This window comes from Pseudomonas sp. JZ134 (assembly GCF_051027695.1).
Classification (GTDB): domain Bacteria; phylum Pseudomonadota; class Gammaproteobacteria; order Pseudomonadales; family Pseudomonadaceae; genus Chryseomonas; species Chryseomonas luteola.
Map to the genome: position 1 here is coordinate 429,636 of NZ_CP069251.1, position 21,126 is coordinate 450,761.

General features: G+C 56.4%; 18 protein-coding genes and 1 pseudogene. 16 read left to right on the plus strand and 3 right to left on the minus strand.

Going from position 1 to position 21,126, the window contains the following annotated elements; genetic code table 11:
• Nucleotides 1-71 precede the first annotated feature (71 nt).
• Nucleotides 72-1,352: an OprD family porin gene (locus tag JQR86_RS21400; RefSeq protein WP_286788520.1), complete on the minus strand. Its 1,281-nt coding sequence runs from the start codon at nucleotides 1,350-1,352 to the stop codon at nucleotides 72-74.
• A 540-nt stretch (nucleotides 1,353-1,892) separates the two neighbouring features.
• On the opposite strand from JQR86_RS21400, the gene JQR86_RS21405 reads away from it, so the two are divergent.
• Together JQR86_RS21405 and ggt are read left to right on the plus strand one after the other, a co-directional pair.
• Nucleotides 1,893-4,535 (plus strand): MGH1-like glycoside hydrolase domain-containing protein, encoded by a 2,643-nt coding sequence (locus JQR86_RS21405; RefSeq protein ID WP_434154984.1) that lies wholly within the window; start codon nucleotides 1,893-1,895, stop codon nucleotides 4,533-4,535.
• 207 nt (nucleotides 4,536-4,742) lie between these two features.
• Nucleotides 4,743-6,467, plus strand: a complete 1,725-nt coding sequence (gene ggt / locus JQR86_RS21410) for a gamma-glutamyltransferase (protein ID WP_434155472.1) — start codon at nucleotides 4,743-4,745, stop codon at nucleotides 6,465-6,467.
• 15 nt (nucleotides 6,468-6,482) lie between these two features.
• On the opposite strand, the gene JQR86_RS21415 is transcribed toward ggt, so the two are convergent.
• The gene (locus tag JQR86_RS21415) at nucleotides 6,483-7,481 is read right to left on the minus strand and encodes a LysR family transcriptional regulator (RefSeq protein WP_026004127.1); all 999 of its coding nucleotides are present in this window, start codon (nucleotides 7,479-7,481) and stop codon (nucleotides 6,483-6,485) included.
• Nucleotides 7,482-7,574: 93 nt separating this feature from the next.
• Between JQR86_RS21415 and JQR86_RS21420 the strand changes: the two genes are divergently transcribed.
• The 5 genes from JQR86_RS21420 (at nucleotide 7,575) to JQR86_RS21440 (ending at nucleotide 11,064) form a co-directional block, all read left to right on the plus strand.
• A complete protein-coding gene (locus tag JQR86_RS21420) occupies nucleotides 7,575-8,210 on the plus strand; it encodes an alanyl-tRNA editing protein (RefSeq protein ID WP_404628645.1) in 636 nt (211 codons plus the stop codon).
• A gap of 87 nt (nucleotides 8,211-8,297) precedes the next feature.
• Nucleotides 8,298-9,068, plus strand: a complete 771-nt coding sequence (locus JQR86_RS21425; RefSeq protein ID WP_434154986.1) for a 2OG-Fe(II)-dependent halogenase WelO5 family protein — start codon at nucleotides 8,298-8,300, stop codon at nucleotides 9,066-9,068.
• A 2-nt stretch (nucleotides 9,069-9,070) separates the two neighbouring features.
• Nucleotides 9,071-9,712: a LysE family translocator gene (locus JQR86_RS21430; protein ID WP_407363439.1), complete on the plus strand. Its 642-nt coding sequence runs from the start codon at nucleotides 9,071-9,073 to the stop codon at nucleotides 9,710-9,712.
• A 109-nt stretch (nucleotides 9,713-9,821) separates the two neighbouring features.
• Nucleotides 9,822-10,142, plus strand: coding sequence for an Arc family DNA-binding protein (locus JQR86_RS21435; protein ID WP_010798506.1), 321 nt, complete (start codon nucleotides 9,822-9,824; stop codon nucleotides 10,140-10,142).
• Between the two features lie 433 nt (nucleotides 10,143-10,575).
• Nucleotides 10,576-11,064, plus strand: coding sequence for a hypothetical protein (locus JQR86_RS21440; protein WP_010798507.1), 489 nt, complete (start codon nucleotides 10,576-10,578; stop codon nucleotides 11,062-11,064).
• Nucleotides 11,065-11,072: 8 nt separating this feature from the next.
• On the opposite strand, the gene JQR86_RS21445 is transcribed toward JQR86_RS21440, so the two are convergent.
• Entirely contained in the window at nucleotides 11,073-11,528 is a 456-nt protein-coding gene (locus tag JQR86_RS21445; RefSeq protein WP_010798508.1) for a DUF2231 domain-containing protein, read from the minus strand.
• 90 nt (nucleotides 11,529-11,618) lie between these two features.
• On the opposite strand from JQR86_RS21445, the gene coxB reads away from it, so the two are divergent.
• From coxB to JQR86_RS21490, 9 genes and pseudogenes are all read left to right on the plus strand, one after another.
• The gene (gene coxB / locus JQR86_RS21450; RefSeq protein WP_286788525.1) at nucleotides 11,619-12,557 is read left to right on the plus strand and encodes a cytochrome c oxidase subunit II; all 939 of its coding nucleotides are present in this window, start codon (nucleotides 11,619-11,621) and stop codon (nucleotides 12,555-12,557) included.
• Nucleotides 12,558-12,562: 5 nt separating this feature from the next.
• Nucleotides 12,563-15,088 (plus strand): cytochrome c oxidase subunit I, encoded by a 2,526-nt coding sequence (gene ctaD / locus JQR86_RS21455; protein WP_434155474.1) that lies wholly within the window; start codon nucleotides 12,563-12,565, stop codon nucleotides 15,086-15,088.
• Nucleotides 15,088-15,435, plus strand: coding sequence for a hypothetical protein (locus tag JQR86_RS21460; RefSeq protein ID WP_434154988.1), 348 nt, complete (start codon nucleotides 15,088-15,090; stop codon nucleotides 15,433-15,435). Before ctaD ends, JQR86_RS21460 begins: the two co-directional genes overlap by 1 nt.
• A complete protein-coding gene (locus JQR86_RS21465) occupies nucleotides 15,426-16,229 on the plus strand; it encodes a cytochrome c oxidase assembly protein (protein ID WP_434154990.1) in 804 nt (267 codons plus the stop codon). The genes JQR86_RS21460 and JQR86_RS21465 overlap by 10 nt, the downstream gene beginning before the upstream one ends.
• A gap of 80 nt (nucleotides 16,230-16,309) precedes the next feature.
• Nucleotides 16,310-16,495 (plus strand): annotated as a pseudogene (locus tag JQR86_RS21470) (transporter); the annotation flags it as partial.
• 18 nt (nucleotides 16,496-16,513) lie between these two features.
• On the plus strand, nucleotides 16,514-17,293 hold the full coding sequence (otnI, locus tag JQR86_RS21475) for a 2-oxo-tetronate isomerase (RefSeq protein ID WP_286788527.1): 780 nt from the start codon (nucleotides 16,514-16,516) through the stop codon (nucleotides 17,291-17,293).
• Nucleotides 17,294-17,546: 253 nt separating this feature from the next.
• Nucleotides 17,547-17,975, plus strand: coding sequence for a YsnF/AvaK domain-containing protein (locus JQR86_RS21480; RefSeq protein ID WP_407363442.1), 429 nt, complete (start codon nucleotides 17,547-17,549; stop codon nucleotides 17,973-17,975).
• Nucleotides 17,976-18,038: 63 nt separating this feature from the next.
• Complete coding sequence (locus tag JQR86_RS21485; protein WP_434154991.1) at nucleotides 18,039-19,016, plus strand: YsnF/AvaK domain-containing protein; 978 nt, start codon at nucleotides 18,039-18,041, stop codon at nucleotides 19,014-19,016.
• 558 nt (nucleotides 19,017-19,574) lie between these two features.
• Nucleotides 19,575-21,113: an MBOAT family O-acyltransferase gene (locus tag JQR86_RS21490; RefSeq protein WP_434154993.1), complete on the plus strand. Its 1,539-nt coding sequence runs from the start codon at nucleotides 19,575-19,577 to the stop codon at nucleotides 21,111-21,113.
• Nucleotides 21,114-21,126 lie beyond the last annotated feature (13 nt).

Here is a 21,126-nt window from a genome sequence, read left to right on the forward strand (position 1 = left end):
GCGTCTGGTAAACCAGGCGGGTCGCTGATCTCAAGCGACCCGCCTTGCCGGCTTATCCAGCCGGCAGCTGTTTAGAAGATACTGATTGGGTAGTCGATGAAGATACGCACTTCGTTACCGTCATCGTTGTAGGAGCGGACATTGTTTGACGTGCGCAGGATGGAGTTACGCAGACGTACCGAAAGGTCCTTGGCCGGACCGTTCTGAACAACGTATTTCACCTGATTGAACAGCTCGCGCTCCTTGCCACGTCCATCTCCGGCATCGATATGATCACCGCGAACATAAGCCAGCTGATAGCTCAGGCCCGGAACCCCATAAGTGGAAAAATCCAGCCCATAGCCCAACTGCCAGGAACGCTCGTCCTTAGCGTTGAAGTCCGACCAGTAGGAGTTGGCAAGAAAGATCGTCATGCCACCGTCACCTATGCCGCCCGCGTTCTGATACCAGCCGTAGGGATAGCCAATATCACCCGTGCTGCGCTGGTGCGCCAGAGTGAAGGAGTGAGGCCCTACCGAGTAGGTAGCCGCCAGACTCCAGATCTTGTTGTCGCGGGCATTGGCATCACCTGAATAAGTCTGGGCAAAGCTCTTGTCCAACCGCGTCTTATAGCCATTGAAGTCAAACGTCAGAGACTGGTCCTTATCGATGGGCAGGACGTAGTTCAGGTTGATGTACTGCTTTTTCAGGACGTCTTTGACATCGGACGCATAAAGCGATGCCATGAACTGATCTGTGAACTTGTAGCTGCCACCGATGACATCGATCTTTTTCAGCCCACCGCTATCACGTCCTTCGGCACTCTTGCGGGACTCCTCGGTGAAGCGCCCTACGTTGAGGACAAGCCCATCGATTTCTTTCGAGGTAATCAGCGTACCGGTATAACTTTCCGGCAGTAGGCGTGAGGTGTCCGAGTTCAGGACCGGCAGCGCCGGCATCTGATCACCGTAGGTGATGGTCGTGTTGGAGAAACGTGCCTTGATCGAGGCGCCGCCCTTGGCGATATCGCTGGCCGCCTCACCGCTGTCGCCCTGTTTGAAGAAATCGATACCGCCAGCACCCGAGCGGCCCTTGCCACCGTCCAGGCGCAGACCGTACAAAGCAAATGCGTCGACGCCAAACCCTACGGTACCTTGTGTAAATCCAGATGCAAAATTGGCCGTTACGCCCTGCCCCCACTCCGCCTTGTCTTGATTACCGTGCTTATAGTCACGGTTCATGTAGGCGTTGCGCAGGAACAGTTTGAGGCTGCTGTCCTCAATGAACCCGTTGGAGGTCTGGGTTTCAGCCGCCAATGCCTGGGTAGCACTCAATACGCCACAAGCAATCAAGGTAATCCGTTTGTTTAACATCTACTGCCGTTCCTTTCTGACTAATACGGTGTGACGATCAGGCTTGTTTCTATAGGTCTTTCCTGACGGACTGGAAGGATTCCCGCACACGTGAGTGACAGGAATGCTCATGGCTTACCGGTTGGGTGTCGCCTCGGCGGGTAAGCCTACGCGAGCGCTCCAAAAGCCTCATAAGGCCTGGCAAATCATGAGCTCTCTCGTGAAAGGGTATGTACGAGAGCAGCCACCTCGCACCCGCAAGAAAACAGGTGCCTGTTCTTCTCTACTGGTGATCGCAAAGCGATAGGCCATTGTACTGCCATATCAGGGGGTTATGTAACTGTAAGAAAAGGTTGCCGAACATGAATAGGTTTCAGGTTAACGCCGACGCCAAACGTGCTTGCCGACGCGTTTGGCCCGGCCATATCAAGCCGTATAAACGGCCCGGTTAGTGCAGCAAGCGTGGAATGTGAATCCTCCTGTGCCAAAAGATGTCTATACCTCATCAAGGGCGCCTGTTCGCGCTTGGAGTTTGGCAATCTAATTATCACGGGAGATACGATGACGGCACATCCAGCACCGGGCATCCTCAATACAATAGAAGGTCAGCGGCTTTCCGGCGTCGATGCCGAGCACTGGCGGAAATGGGGTCCCTACCTGAGTGAACGCCAATGGGCAACGGTGCGTGAGGACTATAGTGCCGATGGCAACGCCTGGAGCTATTTCCCGCACGAACATGCACGCAGCCGTGCTTATCGCTGGGGCGAGGACGGGCTGGCCGGTTTCTCCGATGTAGCCCAGCAGTGGTGTCTGGCGCTAGGGCTCTGGAATGAGCGCGACCCTTTTATCAAGGAACGTCTGTTCGGCCTGACGAACGCCGAAGGCAACCATGGCGAAGACGTCAAAGAGCTGTACTTCTATCTGGATGGCGTTCCAAGCCACTCCTACATGCGCATGCTCTACAAGTATCCTCACGCCGAGTTTCCTTACGCTGACCTCGTAGAAGAAAACGGTCGCCGTGGGCTGGGAGATGCAGAGTACGAAATTCTCGATACGGGTGTCTTCAACGACAACCGCTATTTCGATGTAACCGTTGAATACGCCAAGAACACGCCGGACGATGTGCTGATGCGTGTCACGGTGGTAAACCGCTCTACCGAGGCGGCACGCCTACATGTCATGCCCCACCTGTGGACACGCAACACCTGGGTATGGACCGGAGCGCCGCAGCGACCGCTGCTATCCATCATGGACGATGGAAAAGTCAAGGCAACTAACTACAACTGGGCGGATTATGTCGCTACTGCATGGGGTGACGTCACGCCCGAATGGATCTTCTGTAACAACGAAACCAACAAACCAAAACTGGAAAGCGTTGAAGCATCCGGTCCGTTCAAGGATGGTATCAACGATTATGTGGTGAGTGGTGACGAGCAGGCGATTCGCCGAGACTCCGGCAGCAAGGTGGCTGCACGGTTCGTCCTGGATATGCAGGGAAATAGCCGGTCGGTCATCTATCTGCGATTCGCACCAGAAACCGCTGACCCTCATCTCGATGTAAAAGCGGTCTTCGCCAAACGCCGTGCTGAAGCAGACGCGTTTTACGCAGAGTTGCAACACAACATCATTGATGAGGACGCCCGCAACGTACAGCGGCAGGCCATTGCCGGCCTGCTCTGGTCCAAACAGCTCTACTATTTTGAAGTCAACCGCTGGATTGATGGTGATCCCAATCGTCCTGCCCCGCCCCAGGAACGCAAGAGCGGTCGCAATACTCAGTGGCGGCATCTCGTCAATTTCGACATCGTATCGATGCCAGACAAGTGGGAATACCCTTGGTATGCGTCATGGGACCTTGCGTTCCAGGCGGTGGCCTATGCCATGATCGATCCGGGTTTTGCCAAACAGCAACTTCTTCTGTTAGTCAAAGACCGCTTCATGCACCCCAACGGGCAGCTACCGGCCTACGAATGGAACTTCGAGGATGCCAATCCTCCCGTACACGCCTGGGCCTGCTGGCATGTTTATCAGCAAGAAAAGGCATTGACGGGACACGGTGATCGCGAGTTCCTGGAGCGCGTTTTCCATAAGCTTTTGCTCAACTTTTCCTGGTGGGTCAATCGCAAGGATGCCGAAGGCCGCAATCTCTTCCAGGGGGGCTTCCTGGGCCTGGATAACATCGGCATTTTTGACCGTTCCGCCGTCTTGCCGCCCGGCTCTCACTTGGATCAGGCCGATGGAACTGCGTGGATGGCTGCCTACGCGCTTGACCTGATGCGCATTGCACTGGAGCTGGCCAAGGAAAACCCGGTATATGTCGACATTGGCGTGAAGTTCTTTGAGCACTTCCTGCATATTGCCGGCGCGATCAACGCGGGTGAAGAGCGCCATGATGGACTCTGGGATGAGCAGGACGAATTCTTCTATGATGTGCTGCACCGTGGCGATGGCACCTGTGAGCCGATGCGGCTGCGCTCGATCGTAGGACTCATCCCGCTGTTCGCCGTACAGGTTTTAGAGTCCAAGGAATATGAAGGCCTACCTGGGGTGCGGGATCGTCTGAAGGAGTTCGTACGGCAACGTCCTGATTTGGCACGACTGGTTTCCCGTTGGACCGAGCCCGGTCAGGGCAACCGATTCCTGCTGGCGCTGCTGCGTGGCCAGCGGACCAAGAGTCTCCTGGCGCGAATGCTGGATGAGAAGGAGTTTCTGTCACCATTCGGCATCCGCTCACTGTCCAAGGTACATGCCGAGGCCCCCTTCGAGATGCGGCAGGAAGACGGCTCCATGCTTAGTGCACGTTATCAACCCGCCGAATCTGACTCCCGGCTGTATGGTGGTAACTCCAATTGGCGGGGGCCGCTGTGGATGCCGATCAACTATATGTTGATCGAATCGCTGCACGAGTTCTATCTGTATTACTCGGACAACTTCTCGGTGGAGTATCCGACTGGATCCGGCTACCTCGCCTCCCTGGAAGAGGTCGCCAGCGGCCTGAGCGAACGTCTGACGCGGATGTTCCTCAAGGATGAAAACGGCCACCGTCCCAGCATGATGGCCTATCCACAGCTTCAGAATGATCCGGACTGTGCAGACCTTGTGCTTTTCCATGAGTACTTCCATGGTGAGAACGGGCGCGGTCTTGGAGCTTCCCACCAGACCGGCTGGAGTGCACTGGTCGCGCTGCTGCTTCAGCCTCGTTGATAGCGGTGCATGAAAGGCCGGACCTCGTCCGGCCTTTTTACAACCGGCATTTCAATGCAACCCAGCAGCCTTTAGTATCCATAGCGATGTGCACGCGCGGTTCCACCGGTTCAATGTGCTACGCCTTATAACAATCCCAACAAGGAGACCTTGATGTTCGCCCGATGGACATTGCCATTTGCTGCAGCGGTATCACTTTCCATCTCCATGCTTCTGTCACCTGCACTTACGTTTGCGGCCTCAAGCCCTGCCGTGGAGGCCAGGCATGGAATGGTCGTCTCGTCGCAACAGCTGGCTTCCCAGGTAGGCGTGGATATTCTCAAGAAAGGGGGTAACGCCATCGACGCCGCCGTTGCTGTCGGTTATGCGCAGGCCGTGGTCAATCCCTGTTGCGGCAATATCGGTGGCGGTGGCTTCATGACAATCCACTTGGCGGATGGCAAAGATACCTTTATCGACTTTCGCGAAAAGGCGCCTGCTGCCGCCAGTGCAGATATGTATCTCGATAGCAACGGCAAGGTCCGTAAAGACGCCAGCCTATATGGCTATCTGGCCGCTGGCGTGCCCGGTACGGTATTGGGCCTGGACACCGCTCACCAGCGGTACGGCAAGCTAACCCGAGAGCAGGTCATGGCGCCGGCGATCCGGCTGGCACGGGAAGGCTTTGTATTGACCCGGGCGGATACCGATATCCTCGACACTACCGTTGAACGCTTCAAGCATGATCCGGAAGCCGCACGACTTTTCCTGCGCAAGGACGGCTCTCCACTTCAGCCGGGTGACCGTCTGATACAGACCGACCTTGCCAACACCCTCGCTGCCATCGCCAAAGAGGGACCGAACGCCTTCTACCAGGGACGCATTCCCCAGGCTGTCGAAAAGGCGGCCAAGGCAGGGGGCGGCATCCTGACGGCAGAGGATTTTGCGCGTTACACCATCAACGAAACCGCACCGCTTACCTGTACCTACCGAGGCTACACCTTTGTGTCTGCCCCACCGCCCAGCTCGGGAGGTGTGACCTTGTGCGAAACCCTCAATATTCTTGAAGGTTATGACCTGAAAAGCATGGGCTTCAATTCGGCGGATTATATCCATACCCTGACCGAAGCCATGCGGCAGGCCTATCTGGACCGCAACACGTCCCTGGGCGATCCGGCCTTTGTCGATAACCCCATCGAGCAGCTCACCAGCAAGGACTACGCCGCCCAGGTACGCAACCGGATTATTCCCAACAAGGCCACCCCGTCGGCGCAGGTCATTCCAGGCATGGAAACACGAGAAAAGCCAGAGACCACGCACTATTCCATCATGGATGAACACGGAAATGCCGTTTCCACGACCTATACCATCAATGGCCGATTCGGATCAGTCGTTATTGCGCCCGGAACTGGGTTCTTTTTGAATAATGAGATGGATGATTTTACCGTGAAGGTGGGTGAGCAGAACCTGTATGGTCTTGTTCAAGGCACAGCCAATGCGATAGCTCCTGGCAAGCGGCCGCTGTCGTCGATGACGCCCACCCTGATCAACAAAGATGGCAAAACCTTCATGGTCCTGGGCTCACCCGGTGGTTCGCGCATCATCTCCATCACGTTGCAGACCGCCCTTAACGTCATTGATCACGGAATGCCGCCTCAGGAAGCAGTCGATGCGCCACGAATTCATCATCAATGGATGCCGGATGAGGTGTATTACGAGCAACGCGGTGTATCAGCCGACAGCCTCAAGCTCTTGCAGGACATGGGCTATACCATGGTGCAGCAAACGCCATGGGGCGCAGCCGAGCTGATCATGGTGGGCCTGCCGGGTGCGCCTGGCGTCACGGCAGATGACTCCGGCAACGACTCGGCAGTATCCGGGCGGGTGCGGGAAGGCTTTCTTTACGGCTCCAACGATGTACGCCGTCCCGCAGGCGCCGCAATCGGCTATTGAGCCCTCCAGGCGGCGCTACCAGTCGCCGCCTGCCTCTGGCATCTCGTATTCCCGGTACTGGGTTACTGCCATGCCGATCTCCGGATCGTCATGGAGGGTTGGCTCCTGACTCAGTCGTTCGACCAGAAAGTCGATAAACACCTTGAGCTTGGGTTGCAGGTGCCTGGTTGCTGGATAGAGCAGCCAGGCTCCTCCGCAGTATTGCGTCTGGAATGACCACTCAGGCAGCACTTGAACAATCAGACCCTTGCGTAAGGCGTAGCGCGCAGTGAAATAGGGAAGACTGCCGATACCGATATGGTGCAGCACAGCGTCCAGTCGCGCACCAGTATGATTGGCGGCATAACGGCCGCGAACGTTGACGCTCACGCTCTTGTTGCCTTTTCTGAACCGCCAACGTGAATCGGCCGGCTCCTGCCCAAGGTAAATGCAGCTGTGCGTTGTCAGCTCCCGAGGGTGCTCCGGCGTGCCATGCTCTGCCAGATAATGGGGTGTCGCCGCCAGTAGATGGTCGATCTGCACCAGTTCTCGCCCCATCAGACCGGGCGGTGGCTGATCGGTAATGCGGATAGCCAGGTCCACATCACCATCGATGAGATCAACATAGTGGTCGCTCAGATTCATCTGCACATCCACATGCGGGTAGAGCCGCAAAAATTCGGGCAGGTGCGGATGAATCAGAAATCGCCCTACTGCCTTCGGCACACTCAGGCGGATAACACCCTCTGGCGTCTGGCTGAACTGCCCGCTGACCTCCATGACGGCGCGCGCAGCGTTCACCATGTCGACACAGCGCCGATAGACCTCTTCTCCGCTTTCGCTCAGACGAAGCTTGCGTGTCGTCCGGTTGAGCAGGCGTGTCGCCAGGGCCTTTTCAAGCCGAGCTACACTTCGGCTGGTGGAGGACGGTGTCGTGCCCAGCTGACGTGCAGCCTCGGAGAAGCTTCCAGTTTCGACGACCTTGACGAAAACAACCATCTCGCCCATTAGCATGATTGATAGATTTGTGCTCACCGCGCAAAAGTCCTTTGGAATGCAGGCGGATTATCACAATATCACCCCTTCCCTAGAATGGGGCAGGCATCTGCTTTGCAAAGGGCTTTAGACATGACTCAGCGTCTGTATTATTCGAGTGACATTCTGGTCATGGAGGTTGAAGTTACCGCCTGTGCCCCTTGGGAAGATCTCTATGCGGTGGAGTTGGCCGCCACGCCCTTCCATCCCCAGGGCGGCGGGCAACCCAGCGATACCGGCTGGCTGGGCGACACAGAGGTCGTCATGATCAAACAGGACGGCGAGCGTATCGTCCACTACACACGAGAGCCTGTAACACTGGGCTCCGTGCAAGCCCGTGTCGATGAGAACCGACGTCGACTGCATACACACTTGCACTCGGCCGGTCATCTGATCGGTCATATCGGAGAGGCGTTTGGCTGGCGACCCGTCAAGGCACACCATTGGCCAGGAGAAGGCCGTATTGAATTCATGCCTGGTCAGGAGGCTCGGCCTCTGGATGCAGAGCAGCTGGAATCCTATTTCGACCAGTACGTGCAACAGGATCTACCGGTCAGCATCACCCTCGATGGCGAAGGCCAGCGTAGAGTTGGCTTTGGCGATTTTACGCCTTACGGCTGTGGCGGCACGCATGTTCGCTCCTCGCGGGAGCTTAACGGACTGAAGGATCTCCTGCTCAAGGAAAAGAAAGGAAAACTCTCCGTTCATTACGATGTGACTTCCCCATGACGTGATCACACAATGGTCAGGGTCTGCGGCGTGTAACAACCATACGAGCACACCAGGAAGTCACCCTATCACCCAAGGAACCTGCTCATGATGCTTGAAAAGCAGCGTCTCGAGACGTCGTCCATCAACGCTCTCGCTAACGAAGAGGTCATGGCGATCCACGTCAGGCAGTTCATTCCTCAGGAACTGGCGTCGAAGATAGCTCAGCAAATTCTCGGACAGGGTTTCGAAAGCTACCTTAACGCACCCAGTATCGGCCGTATCGGCATGGCCTTTTACGAGGCTGAAAATCAGCCGCCCCGGCTGGCGGACTATTTTGAAAGCGTCTACGAAAACATCGAAGAACTGCGACGGCGTTGCCAGCCGTATCTGTCCCCTATCGATCTGCTGCGCTGCACGCTCGATGAAGTCTGGCCTGCGGGCGCCCGGCTGCAAATCCTGTATGGACGCAAGATGTATGTAGGGCTTTCCCGCGTCGTCAAACCGGGCGTTCGCTTCCTTGCCCATCACGACATCTTTGCCAAGGATGCTCCGCAGAGCACCGAGGCCATGAGCCTTGAGGCCCAGATGGCCTGCAACGTTTACCTGAACATGCCAAGCGAGGGCGGCGCCCTGCAGCTCTGGCGAACCGAGCTTACGCCCGATCAGTTCGACGCCCTGCGTGGCACAAGCTATGGGATAGACCCCACCCTGCTGGGACCACCCGATGTTGAAATCCGACCGGAGCCGGGTGACCTCATTCTCTTCAACTCAAGAAAGATGCATGCGGTCACTCCCGGTTCGGACCATTTACGCCTCAGCCTGTCGTGTTTTGTTGGATACCGAGGCGCTGGCAGTCCGTTGACCTTCTGGAGTTGAAATTGACGTCCTCTTACTTCACCGAATTTTTAAGCCTTGCGATCATCCATTTTCTGGCGGTGGTCGCACCAGGACCCGATTTTGCCATCACGGTACGCCAGAGCGTTCGCTACGGACGTCTGGTCGGGCTGTTTACGGCGTTGGGCATCGGAGCAGGCATTTCGGTACATGTGCTCTATACGCTGCTGGGCATCGGTGCCCTGATGCACGCCACTCCCTGGCTGCTCAGTGTTGCAAAAGTGGTTGGGGGCGCCTACATCCTTTATCTAGGCATCAGCCTGCTCAAAAGCAAGCCGACCCAAGCATTGGATGAAGTGCAAGGCGGCACGGTGGCTATGGATGAGCAAACCATTGGCAAGGCATTCCGTATTGGGTTCCTCACCAATGCTACCAATCCCAAGGCAACCCTGTTTTTTCTGGCGATCTTTACTACCGTGGTGAGCGCACAAACCCCAATGAAAATCCAGGCGCTGTATGGCTTGTGGATGTGTTGTGTGAACGCAGCCTGGTTCATGATCGTCAGCTTTCTGTTTTCGAGCCCTCGTGTGCGACAACTGTTCCTGCGCATGGGGCACTGGTTCGAACGTACGATGGGGCTAGTGCTGGTGTTCTTCGCCGGCCGGTTGTTGCTGTCGATCATCTAAGTGTTTCACGGCTCGATAGCCACAAGCTGCCGGGCCGTGTCGAAACCTGGCTGGAGCGGTTCACTGCACAGCTGTTTGTCCCTACCCCAGCACGGAGCTGAATAGACTCATGCCACAAGCCATTCGATCCTACTCGACCCGTACCGCCGAAAAATTCGTCCTCCGGCTGCCTGAAGGCATGCGTGAGCGTATTGCAGAGGTTGCTCGCAACCACCACCGCAGCATGAACTCCGAAATCATCTCGTACCTGGAGCATAGTCTGGTGCAGGACGGCCTTCTGGAAGCTGATCCCGACATGCGCATGGACAGCCCGACCCTGAGTCTGCACGAACGGGAACTGCTCCAGCGCTTCCGCCAGCTTTCCGGTCGACAGCAGAATGCACTTATCTCCCTGATCGCCGACGACCTTGAACGCGTAGGCGAGCACTGAATCAAGGTTCTCCCTCCAGGGCTCCCGACTGCTTTACCAGGCTGCCCAACACCACCGGGCCAGCCAGGGGCACGCGACTATCCGGCCACCCAATCGTGCTCCAGAGGATATGGAGATGCGCCTGGCGACAGCATAAAAAGCTGTCGCTTTCTTTAATGTAAGGCCCGCGCTGGCGGGCTTTGCTCTACGCGCAGAAACCTTGCCTGAAAAGCCAGAAACCCATTCAGGCGAAGGCCATGGCCTCATGATGGATTCTCTTTTCCTTCCCGGACAGGCTGGGTACTGTAGCCATGGGTGAGGAATCGCCTGAACCGATCCATACAATTCATGTTACAACCCGCTACGCCCTGATCCGAACATCTGCAAACCTCATGGGGTCGGACCCCAAGGACCGGCCGTAGGCCAGCATGTATCTGGATCATTAGGACGACTTATGCCGTTGTTGAAGCTGCTGCATTTTCTGGGATTGATTGGGTGGTGCGGCAGCCTGCTCTATCTACCGGGCCTGTTGATGGCCCAGGTTCATGACATACACAAGGCCGACAGACCTTATCGGTCTGGTACAGGCGACATTACTTCAGAGCTAGACGCTCCCGTTCCGGCCCTACAGCTGCTAAGGCCTGAGCTGCTGCGCTATGTATTCACGCTCATTGCCACCCCTTGTGCGTTGGTAGCGATTATCAGCGGAACACTTCTGTTCATCCGTCACAGCCTTTTCGATCCCTGGTTGATCCTGAAGCTCAGCCTGGTAGCCGTCATGGTAGTAGGTCACGCCTTATGTGGTGCGCTGATTCTGAAAAGCGATAACCTGGCGCCCAGGACCATACGGGCATGGAGCATAGGCCTGGCGGTTGCGCTCAGTCTGGCTATCGGGGGCACGCTGTATCTTGTCCTGGCCAAGCCAGGTTGGAGCGGCGCATGACTAACCGATCAGCTTTCCACGTCCACCCCAACCGCATGCTCGTAGACCAGACGGCCTCCCAGATAGCTGGCAAGGGAAATCAGTACAGCGGTAACGCCGGTCAGGTAAAAGCTCCAGAGCACGAGCTCTTCACCCCCCTGATACCGCACCATCCAGTTGAGCGAAGCCAGGGACAACATCATTACGGCCAGAATGGCATGACACCATGCTGTAATACGTCGGCGTATATCCGCCACGGTAGTAATGTCGATCAGTCCGGCGATACTGGCTACCCAACCACCCGCAGCCCCTACACCTGCCAACCACAGTCCGGCTCGTGCCCAGAACTCATCACCCGTCCACCAGAAGCCGAAATCGGCACCCACCAGTGCGATCAGTGCCGCGACGGGAAAGTGAATCAGCATGGGATGAATCGGGTGGCCCGCTACGGCGGCGCGGCTTTCGATGTTGTCGGTCGCAGGCATGCAGGACTCTCCAGTCGATGGCAGACCTTTAAATGGACCGCATGGGGACTGACAGTTCCCTTGGTAAGCGGCTGTAGCGGTACACAGTCCATGCTCGACCCCTATGGCCCAGCAGCCCGGGCCGTCGCCTGGACCTGGTGGGCCATGTTTGGTTTCTCCGCCGTCGTCCTGATAGGTGTAGTAGCGCTCTGGTTGATCGGAATGCGTCGCCCGCCGGCAGCTGTACCGGAGGAAAAGGTTGCGCGCTACAACCGCCGCTGGATTGTCTGGGGAGGCATTGTGCTGCCTTGCGTCAGTATCGTGCTATTGCTCAGCTTTGGCATTCCTCAGGGTAAACGCATGCTGCCGCTGCCAGTGGAAGGCGTACAGCCGCTCAAAGTTGAGGTGATCGGTCATCAGTGGTGGTGGGAAGTGCGCTATCCCGAAAGCGGCGTGGTAACGGCCAACCAGATGAACCTTCCGGCCGGTCGCCCGCTGGATATTCACGTCAGCAGCGCGGACGTGATCCACTCCTTCTGGATTCCGCGCCTGGGCGGCAAGATCGACATGATTCCCGGCCGCACAAACGTCATCCGTCTGGAAGCGGACCGACCAGCGACACACCGCGGGCAATGCAGCGAATTCTGCGGCATGCAGCACACCCACATGATTCTCTACAGCGAGGTCCAGACAGCTGAGGATTTCGAAACCTGGATCCAGGCGCGACAGCAATGGCAGGCGCCTGCGCCAAAGCCCGAAGCCAGAGGCCTCTTTGAGCGCGAGTGTGCCGCCTGTCATCAGGTCAGCGGACTTGAGTCGCCGCTTGGAGGGATCACAGGCGAAACGTTGCTGATAGGGCCGGATCTGGGCGACGTAGGTAGCCGCAGCCACCTGGGCGCCGGAGTGCTCAAAAATGAACCAGGCGCCATTCGCCGCTGGCTTTCAGAGCATCAGACCCTCAAGCCGGAAAACCGTATGCCGCCGCTGGATCACCTGGGGAATACGGAACTCGATGTACTTGCCGACTGGCTGGAGACTCTCACCCCATGAGCGACATGACCACCCATACCCACGGTGAGCAGGCCGAACAGGATCGTCTTCACCAGGATCTTGATCAGGTCTGGGGTAATCCCCGTGGCTGGCGCGCACTCAGTATCGTCAACCACACCACCATTGGGGTGCGTTTTTTGGTGACGGGCCTATTTTTCTTTCTGGTTGGACTGCTTCTGGCCATGCTGATTCGCACCCAGCTGGCCATCCCGGGCAATACATTTCTGGGACCGGACGAATACAACCAGGTCTTCACCATGCACGGCACGGTCATGATGTTTCTGTTTGCCGTACCGATTCTGGAAGGTCTCGCCATCTACCTGCTACCCAAGATGCTGGGCGCACGCGATATGCTATTCCCACGCCTTTCATCCCTTGGCTACTGGTGCTACCTGTTCGGTGGATTGATCCTGCTGTCGAGCCTGCTATTGGATGTAGCTCCCAATGCCGGCTGGTTCATGTACACGCCCCTGTCGGACCGGGTGTACTCACCGGGACTTAACTCGGACTTCTGGCTGATCGGAATTACCTTTGTCGAGATCTCCGCTATCTCGGCAGGCGTCGAGATCGTCGTATCCATTCTTCGAGCGCGCGCCCCTGGCATGGGACTACACCAGATGCCCATCTTCGCCTGGTACATGCTCGTGGTGGCCATGATGATCCTGATCGGCTTTCCGCCCATGATACTGGCAAGCCTGATGCTGGAGATTTCCCGTGCCGCCGATCTGCCCTTCTTCGATGTGGCCCGCGGGGGCGACCCTGTGCTGTGGCAGCATCTGTTCTGGCTGTTCGGCCACCCTGAGGTTTACATCATCTTTTTACCGGCCGCCGGTATCGTTTCGACCATTCTCCCGGTGTTCTGCGGGCGTCCGCTGGTAGGTTACCGCTGGGTTGTACTGGGTGTGCTAACGACTGGTTTCATCAGCTTTGGTCTATGGGTACACCATATGTTTACCATCGGCATTCCCCAACTGGCGCAACTGTTCTTTTCGGCGGCCAGCATGCTGGTGGCAGTGCCAACAGGGATTCAGGTGTTTTCCTGGATTGCGACCCTGTGGCTGGGTAAGCCTCGATTCGAGCTGCCCATGCTCTGGCTGGTAGGGTTTATCGTCATCTTTGTTGCAGGTGGGCTAACAGGCGTGATGCTCTCTCTCGTGCCGTTCGACTGGCAGGTGCATGACACCTACTTTGTCGTCGCCCACTTCCATTATGTGCTGGTAGGCGGCATGTTCTTCCCGCTAATGGCCGGCATCTACTACTGGCTACCGCATTTCTCAGGCCGGATGCCCTCCATGACGCTTGGGCGGTGGGGCTTCTGGCTGACTTTCATCGGCTTCAACATGACCTTTCTGATCATGCACTGGACGGGCCTTATGGGTATGCCACGGCGGGTCTATACCTATGAAAGCGGCCTGGGCTGGGATTTGCCCAACCTGATCTCCTCGATTGGCGGCTTCATCATGGCCTTTGGTGTTGCGACGTTTCTGCTCGACCTGTTCCTGCATTTTCGCTTTGGCGAGAAGGCCGGTGAGAATCCGTGGAAGGCGGATACGCTGGAATGGGCAACGCAATTGCCACCCACTGCCTATAACTTCATCAGCTTGCCGGAAGTGACGACCCGCCATCCCTTGTGGGACCAGCCGCATCTGCCGGAAGCGATCGCCAATGGCGAATATGGCCTTTCGGTCAGTAGTCATGGTCGCCGGGAAACTTGGGGTGTCGATCCGGTTACCGGACGGGTACGCCATGTGATTCACCTACCCGGCAATTCGATGTGGCCCTTTGTGCTTTCGGCTGTACTGGCTGTGATGTGCATCTGCCTGTTAGTCAGTGCCTATACGTTAGCGGGTCTGGGTGCGCTGGCGGCGCTGATCATCTGTCTGCGCTGGAGCTGGGAAAACGGCGCTCATCCCAAGGCAGCGCCTGATGCGCATACCCAGCCGGATGAGCCTCCCTTGCACTCCCGTACGTTTGACGGTCCGGGCCTCTGGGGCATGGGAACCACATTGATTTCCAACGGCTCCCTTTACCTCTCGCTATTGTTCGGCTGGTTCTACCTGTGGAGCGTGTCGCCCAATTGGCAGATTCCTTCGCAGAACCCACTCAACCATGGACTTATGTTGGCCGCGTTGCTGCCGGCATTCATCGTCACCGGCTGGCTGCGCCGTGTCGTGAATCAGCTTAGGGAGAAGCACATTACGCACCTAGGGCCTCAACTGGCAGGTATCACTGTGCTTGGCCTGGTGCATACGCTGCTGCTGGTCTTGGTAATCATTGAAGCGCCTTTGAAGCCTACCGCAACAACCCACGATGCCGTGCTGCTGACCATGCTGGGTTACAGCCTACTCCACGCCGTGGTAGGTATCCTGGCTACTGCACTTCAGGCCTTGCGGGTGCATTGGGGGTATGTCGGGATCAATGCACCTTATGAGCCCAAGATCGTGCTGCAGTGGTGGGTTTATACCACAACGGTAGTTACCATCAGCTACATCGCCACGGTGCTGTTTCCCCTGACCTGGAATCCTTACTGATGCGTCCAGCCCATCCCTTGCAGTTGGTTGCAGGCCTTGTTGTCTGGAGCTTGTGGTTTATTACTATTTACGGGGGGCTTACAGTAGCCTGCCAGATCGCGCCGCCCGCTGCAGAAGCTGGTGCCCTCAATCGTATAAACCTCATGCTGGGTTTGCTTACGCTCGCCACACTGATTTTTTTGCTGTGGAATGCGCGGCGCTGCTGGCAGGCTATTGGCCTCGGCGATTCCGAGGAGGCGCGTCGGCAACGCTTCCTGGCAACGCTGGGCGCCGGACTGCACCTGGTCAGCGCAATCGCCACGCTGTTTGTGGGTATTCCCATTCTGTTGATGCCGCCATGCCTCTAGCCCTGATAATCCTGCTGGGTATTGCACCTTCGGCCTATGGTCATGGGTTACTAGAGGGTCATCTGACCGAACGTCTACCTATATGGGGCTGCGCTGTACTGCTGGCTGCCATGTGGGGGCTCTATTACATAGGGCAGCGCCGGGTTCCGCCTCATCGAGGCGAGGCGCTCTGGTTTCATGCCGGCATGGTCGTCGCAGCCCTGGCAACGTTTGGCCCGTTCGATGGCTGGGCGGAAACCAGTACAGCCATGCATATGGTCCAGCATATGCTCTATATGATTATCGTTGCGCCCCTGTGGGCGCTTGCCAGACCACTGCCCCAGTGGCAGGCTGCGTTACGTGGACGCGGCCGACGCATCTGGCATCCTATCCTGAAGGCCGGTCGCTATCCAACGGCTGCAGCCCTGCTCCATGCGCTGGCGATCTGGGGCTGGCATGCCCCTAAACCTTACCAGCTCGCCCTGGATAACCTCTGGTGGCATGTCACCGAACACATCTGCTTTCTATTTACCGGTTGGTTATTGTGGTGGTCGTGCCTGCATGCCAGTCATGCGCGTGTTCCTCAGGCGTTGCTTGCGCTTCTGCTCACACTCATGCATACCGGATTACTGGGCGCGCTTCTCACCTTCAGTACCCAAACGCTTTACCACGAATCAGGCGACCTGCCTGACCAACAGTTGGCAGGCCTCATCATGTGGGTGCCTGGCAGCCTCGCCTATATGCTGGGTCTGGGCTGGATTGCCTGGCGATGGCTGAGCCGTCAATGGCGACGGACGTCGGAGCGGGCCACTTGAGAGCCTGCCGTCAAGATTGACAGGCTTTCAGGTGCTCACGGCAAGGCGAGCCGTACGGAATGCCGCTTGTTTCCTGAGTGGTGTTGACAATAGCCATGGGCGGAGGCGGGCTCGCCATGTCTCACATCAACGATGCGGGCTACTGGATCTTCACTAAACTGGCTGGGCTGAACGTGGGCGACGGCCTGCGAACCTGGACCGTACTGACCACACTGCTGGGCTCCCTGGGGTTTATCTTGACCCTGTTGCTCTGGCCCTTTGTCTGAACACTCGAAGGAGAGACCATGCCCCGCTTCGCTGCAAACCTGAGCATGCTATATCCCGAACACGACTTTCTCGACCGCTTTGCTGCGGCCGCGGCCGATGGCTTCAAGGCAGTCGAGTACCTGTTTCCTTACGACTACCCAGCTGCCGAGCTCAAGGCACGGCTCGACGACTACGGACTTGTCCAGGTGCTGTTCAACGCACCGCCTGGGAATTGGGCGACCGGGGAGCGCGGTCTCGCCTCCCTCCCCGGCCGCGAAGCTGAATTTCGGGATAGCATCGCCCGTGCGCTGGACTATGCTGCCGCTCTGGGTAATGACCGCTTTCATGTTATGGCCGGGCTGCTGCCGGCAGGCGCAGATCGCGCAACACACCGTGAGGTATACCTGCAAAACCTCACCTATGCGACACAGGAAGCGGCCAAGAGTGGCCTGACGGTAGTCATTGAGCCTATCAATACGCGTGATATGCCCGGTTTCTTCCTGAACCGGCAGGATGAGGCTCAGGCCATCTGTTCAGAAGTGGGTGCTGCCAACCTCAAGGTCCAATTTGATTGCTACCACTGCCAAATCGTAGAAGGAGATATCTCTGCAAAACTACGTCGTTACATAGCAGGTATTGGGCATATCCAGATTGCTGGCGTACCGGACCGCCACGAACCAGACAGCGGCGAAATCAATTATCCCTATCTGTTCCAGCTGATTGATGAATTGGGATACACCGGTTGGATCGGTTGTGAATACCGTCCCCGTGGAAATACATCTGAAGGCCTGGCATGGATGCGTCATCTGAGCGCTTAGGTCCTTTCTTCATGTCGGCGGGCGTTTCTGCGTCCGCCTCCTCTCATTACGCGTTACGCTTGCTCGGTTGCATTGGGCCGACTCCTACAGACCGCTTACGTTCCTGTAAATCTTCTGGTTTTAGACACAGCTCTCAAGCAGTCTAGAACCGGCCCTACCGCTCGTAAGTTTCTCTGAACGAACCGTTCGTGACTCACTCCATTTTCACGAAGGGCATGAAAACACCCAGCTAAATCAACAGCAGGATAGACGGATGAACAACGACCAGTCTGATAGGCAAGCAACCGAAACGATACCTATCGTTGAAGAGCGTGCTGAGCTTCATAAAGAGACTGTCGAATCCGGCCGCGTCCAGATCAACAAGACCGTCGAGTCTAAGGAATACACCGTTTCTGACGCCTTGCGGTATGAGGAAACGGTTATCGAACGGGTTAAATTCGACACGCCAGTCGACCCCGCTCACCTTCCACAGGTGCGACAGGACGGTGATGTCACCATCATCCCTGTTTTCGAAGAAGTTCTGGTTGTTGAAAAACGCTTGATGTTGAAGGAAGAACTTCATGTCCAACGCGTCACTCGTGAAGCACAACGTACCGTGCCGGTCACATTGAAACGCGAAAACGTGACTGTGGAACGCAGCCACTCTCATCCGGAGTCAGATCACTCCGGTTCCGCGCGGTAATCGCAGTCTGCACCGCCCAATCGAATCGCAGCACAGCTGCCGAAGAGAACGAAAGGTGACCTTATGAAACAGCACATTCTAGTTGCAGCATTTGACCACGTTAACGAAGCAGAACAGGTTAAGCGTGAGCTTTTGTCCAAAGGCGTATCCCAAACGAACATCCGCATGGCCGCCTCTAACGAATCCCCCGTGCTCGACGGCACGACAGATACTTCCATGCGGTCCGACACCCGTACTCACGACGATGAATCGATGACCGACAAGATCGGCGGCTTCTTCCGCTCAATCTTCAGCGACAGCGACACCCATAATAGCCGCTACGCCGATACCTATCCTGAAGCGGTACGCCGTGGATCCACTGTAGTGACTGTTACCGTCAATGACGACGCACAAGTAGGTGTCGTTGAAGAAATCATGGAGCGCAATGGCGCAATTGATATCGACGAGCGCAGCGCCAATTGGAGCAACCAGGGTGCGATCGGCTCTTCAGCGACCACCATGGGCACCAGCGCCGCTACCGGGCCGGTATCGAGTGACTACCCCAACACAGCTTCTACACTGGGTGCATGGTCCACTACCCTCGCTGACCAGACGCCTACTGAAGCGACTGACCGCACGGCCATTCCAGTCATGGAAGAAGAGCTGAAGGTCGGCAAACGTGAAAACAGCCTGGGCCGTGTACGAGTGGTATCACGTATGAGTGAGCGTCCCGTTGAAGAAACGGTCAACCTCAGCGAACAGCATGCCGTTATCGAACGTCGCCCTGTCGACCGCCCAGTCTCCACTGACGATCTTTCTGCCTTCAAATCTGGAACGGTAGAGATCCAGGAAACGGCAGAAGAAGCCGTTGTTGAGAAAACCGCTCGTGTTGTGGAAGAAGTCATGGTAGGTAAGGAAACGACTCATCATAACGAAACGGTTCGTGACACAGTACGCCGTACCGATGTAGACATCGAAAATGACAATGTCGCAACCCGGGCTGGCATGCGTGGCACCGATCATATGGACGATGTCGATCCTACCACCCGCACCAAACGCTAATCGTCTGTTTAGCGAAAAGGCCACCTAATGGTGGCCTTTTTGTTTTTACGTCTCTGATTACTTGGTTATGTGCATGGGTTTGGTAGTTTTCTTAAACCATTAATAGGGCTGGTATTATTGCGTAATTCCATTATTTGTTTTAAGGAGCAACAACAACCGCGCCCCATTTATGAGTGATAGCCGTCACAATTTATGGGCAATCTGGTAAAGACTCATTAACAGAACATTAATAAACGGCGCTTTTCTTTCCACATAAAGCAAACTAGATCACACAAATAAGCAAATCTTCCGCTTGAAGCGGCGAGCTTTTTTGGCAAGCGCTAAGCATAGGTGCTACACGGAGATATAGGATTTTTCTGTGGCCGAGCGCACAAACGTTCTGGATCAAAATCCCCGTACGCGACGGTGAAAGGCACTTATGCGCGGTCGGTAGTAGATGGCCGCGGTGGATATCAGTGATAGCCATTCATGATGCAGTGCCAAGGAAACCACCCCGCTCTGGCTTGTCGCCGGGCGAGCCCTTGGCCATGGAACGGCGTTGTTAAGAGGATCAGGACGATGCTTTTTAACTCGTTTGCGTTTATAGCCGGATTTCTTCCAGTCGTACTGTTAGGCTTTTTTGTATTGGGTGGGACGGGTCGACAACGCCTGGCGATCGTCTGGCTGACACTCGCCTCCCTGGTATTTTATGGTTGGTGGAACCCAGCCAACGTTCCGCTGTTGGCCGCAAGCATGATCTTTAATTACCTGCTGGGTGGCTATCTACTTCGCAACCCTTCCCGCTGGGCCCTGACCCTAGGTATTACTGCCAACCTGGCACTGCTGGGGTACTACAAATACACCGGTTTTCTGCTCGGTACGCTTGACGATGTGCTCGATACAGGCTGGACGGTCAGTGACATCATTCTACCCTTGGCCATTTCGTTCTTCACGTTCCAGCAAATTGCCTATTTGGTCGATGCACACGACGGTGAAGTTGTTGAACATGATTTTCTCAACTACTGCCTTTTCATTACCTTCTTTCCGCACCTGATCGCCGGACCGATTACCCATCACCGTGAGATGCTGGAGCAGTTTCGCGAACGCAACAACTTCAAACCCCGCCTGGATAATCTCACTATTGGCACCACTATCTTCCTGCTGGGGCTATTCAAGAAGGTTGTTATCGCCGACCCGCTGGGTGAAAAAGCTTCGCCGGTGTTTGCATTGGCAGCCGACGGCGTGACGCCCTCTTTCTTCGACGCATGGACCGGCGCGCTTACGTACACCCTCCAGATCTATTTTGATTTTTCCGGCTATAGCGACATGGCGATCGGCCTGGGGCTTCTTTTTGGAATAAGCCTACCGGCCAACTTCAACAGCCCGTTCAAGGCACGCAACGTGATCGACTACTGGTCTCGCTGGCACATGACGCTGACACGCTTTCTGACCGCCTATACCTACAATCCCATCGTCATGCGGATTACCCGTGCACGGCTGGCTGCCGGTAAGCCCCTGCCCAAGCGCGGAAAAATGTCGCTTGGTACCTTTGTAGCGCTGGTGGCCTACCCTACCCTTTTCACCATGTTCATTTCCGGCGTCTGGCATGGGGCCGGCTGGCAATTCGTAGCGTTCGGGCTACTCCACGGTTTTTACCTTGTGGTCGCCCATGGCTGGCGCGCCTATAAGGTCAGTAAAGGCTGGAAGCTCGACAGTGACAACCGAATCCATCAAGTCGCTGCATTGCTGCTCACCTTCACCTGTGTGGTGGTGGCCATGGTGTTCTTCCGAGCCGAAAGCGTGTCCGCTGCCATGGCAATCCTCACCGGCATGGTGGGCCTGAGCGACGTCTCGACCAAGCTCGACAAGTCCGATTTCCTGGCCATCGCTATGTTGCTGGCCTTTGTCTGGACCATGCCCAATATCGGCCAGTGGATGCATCACTTCCGCACTGCCCTGAACTTTCGGCCAAAGGAAAACTGGATCGAACACTGGTTCCCCTTCGTGGCGTGGCGACCTACGCCGGTGCTAGGCGCTGCCTTGGGTGTACTGGGTTTTTTTGCGTTGGCCTCTGCGTTCTCTGCGGCCCCGACCGAGTTTCTTTACTTCCAGTTCTAAGTGTCGAAACAGG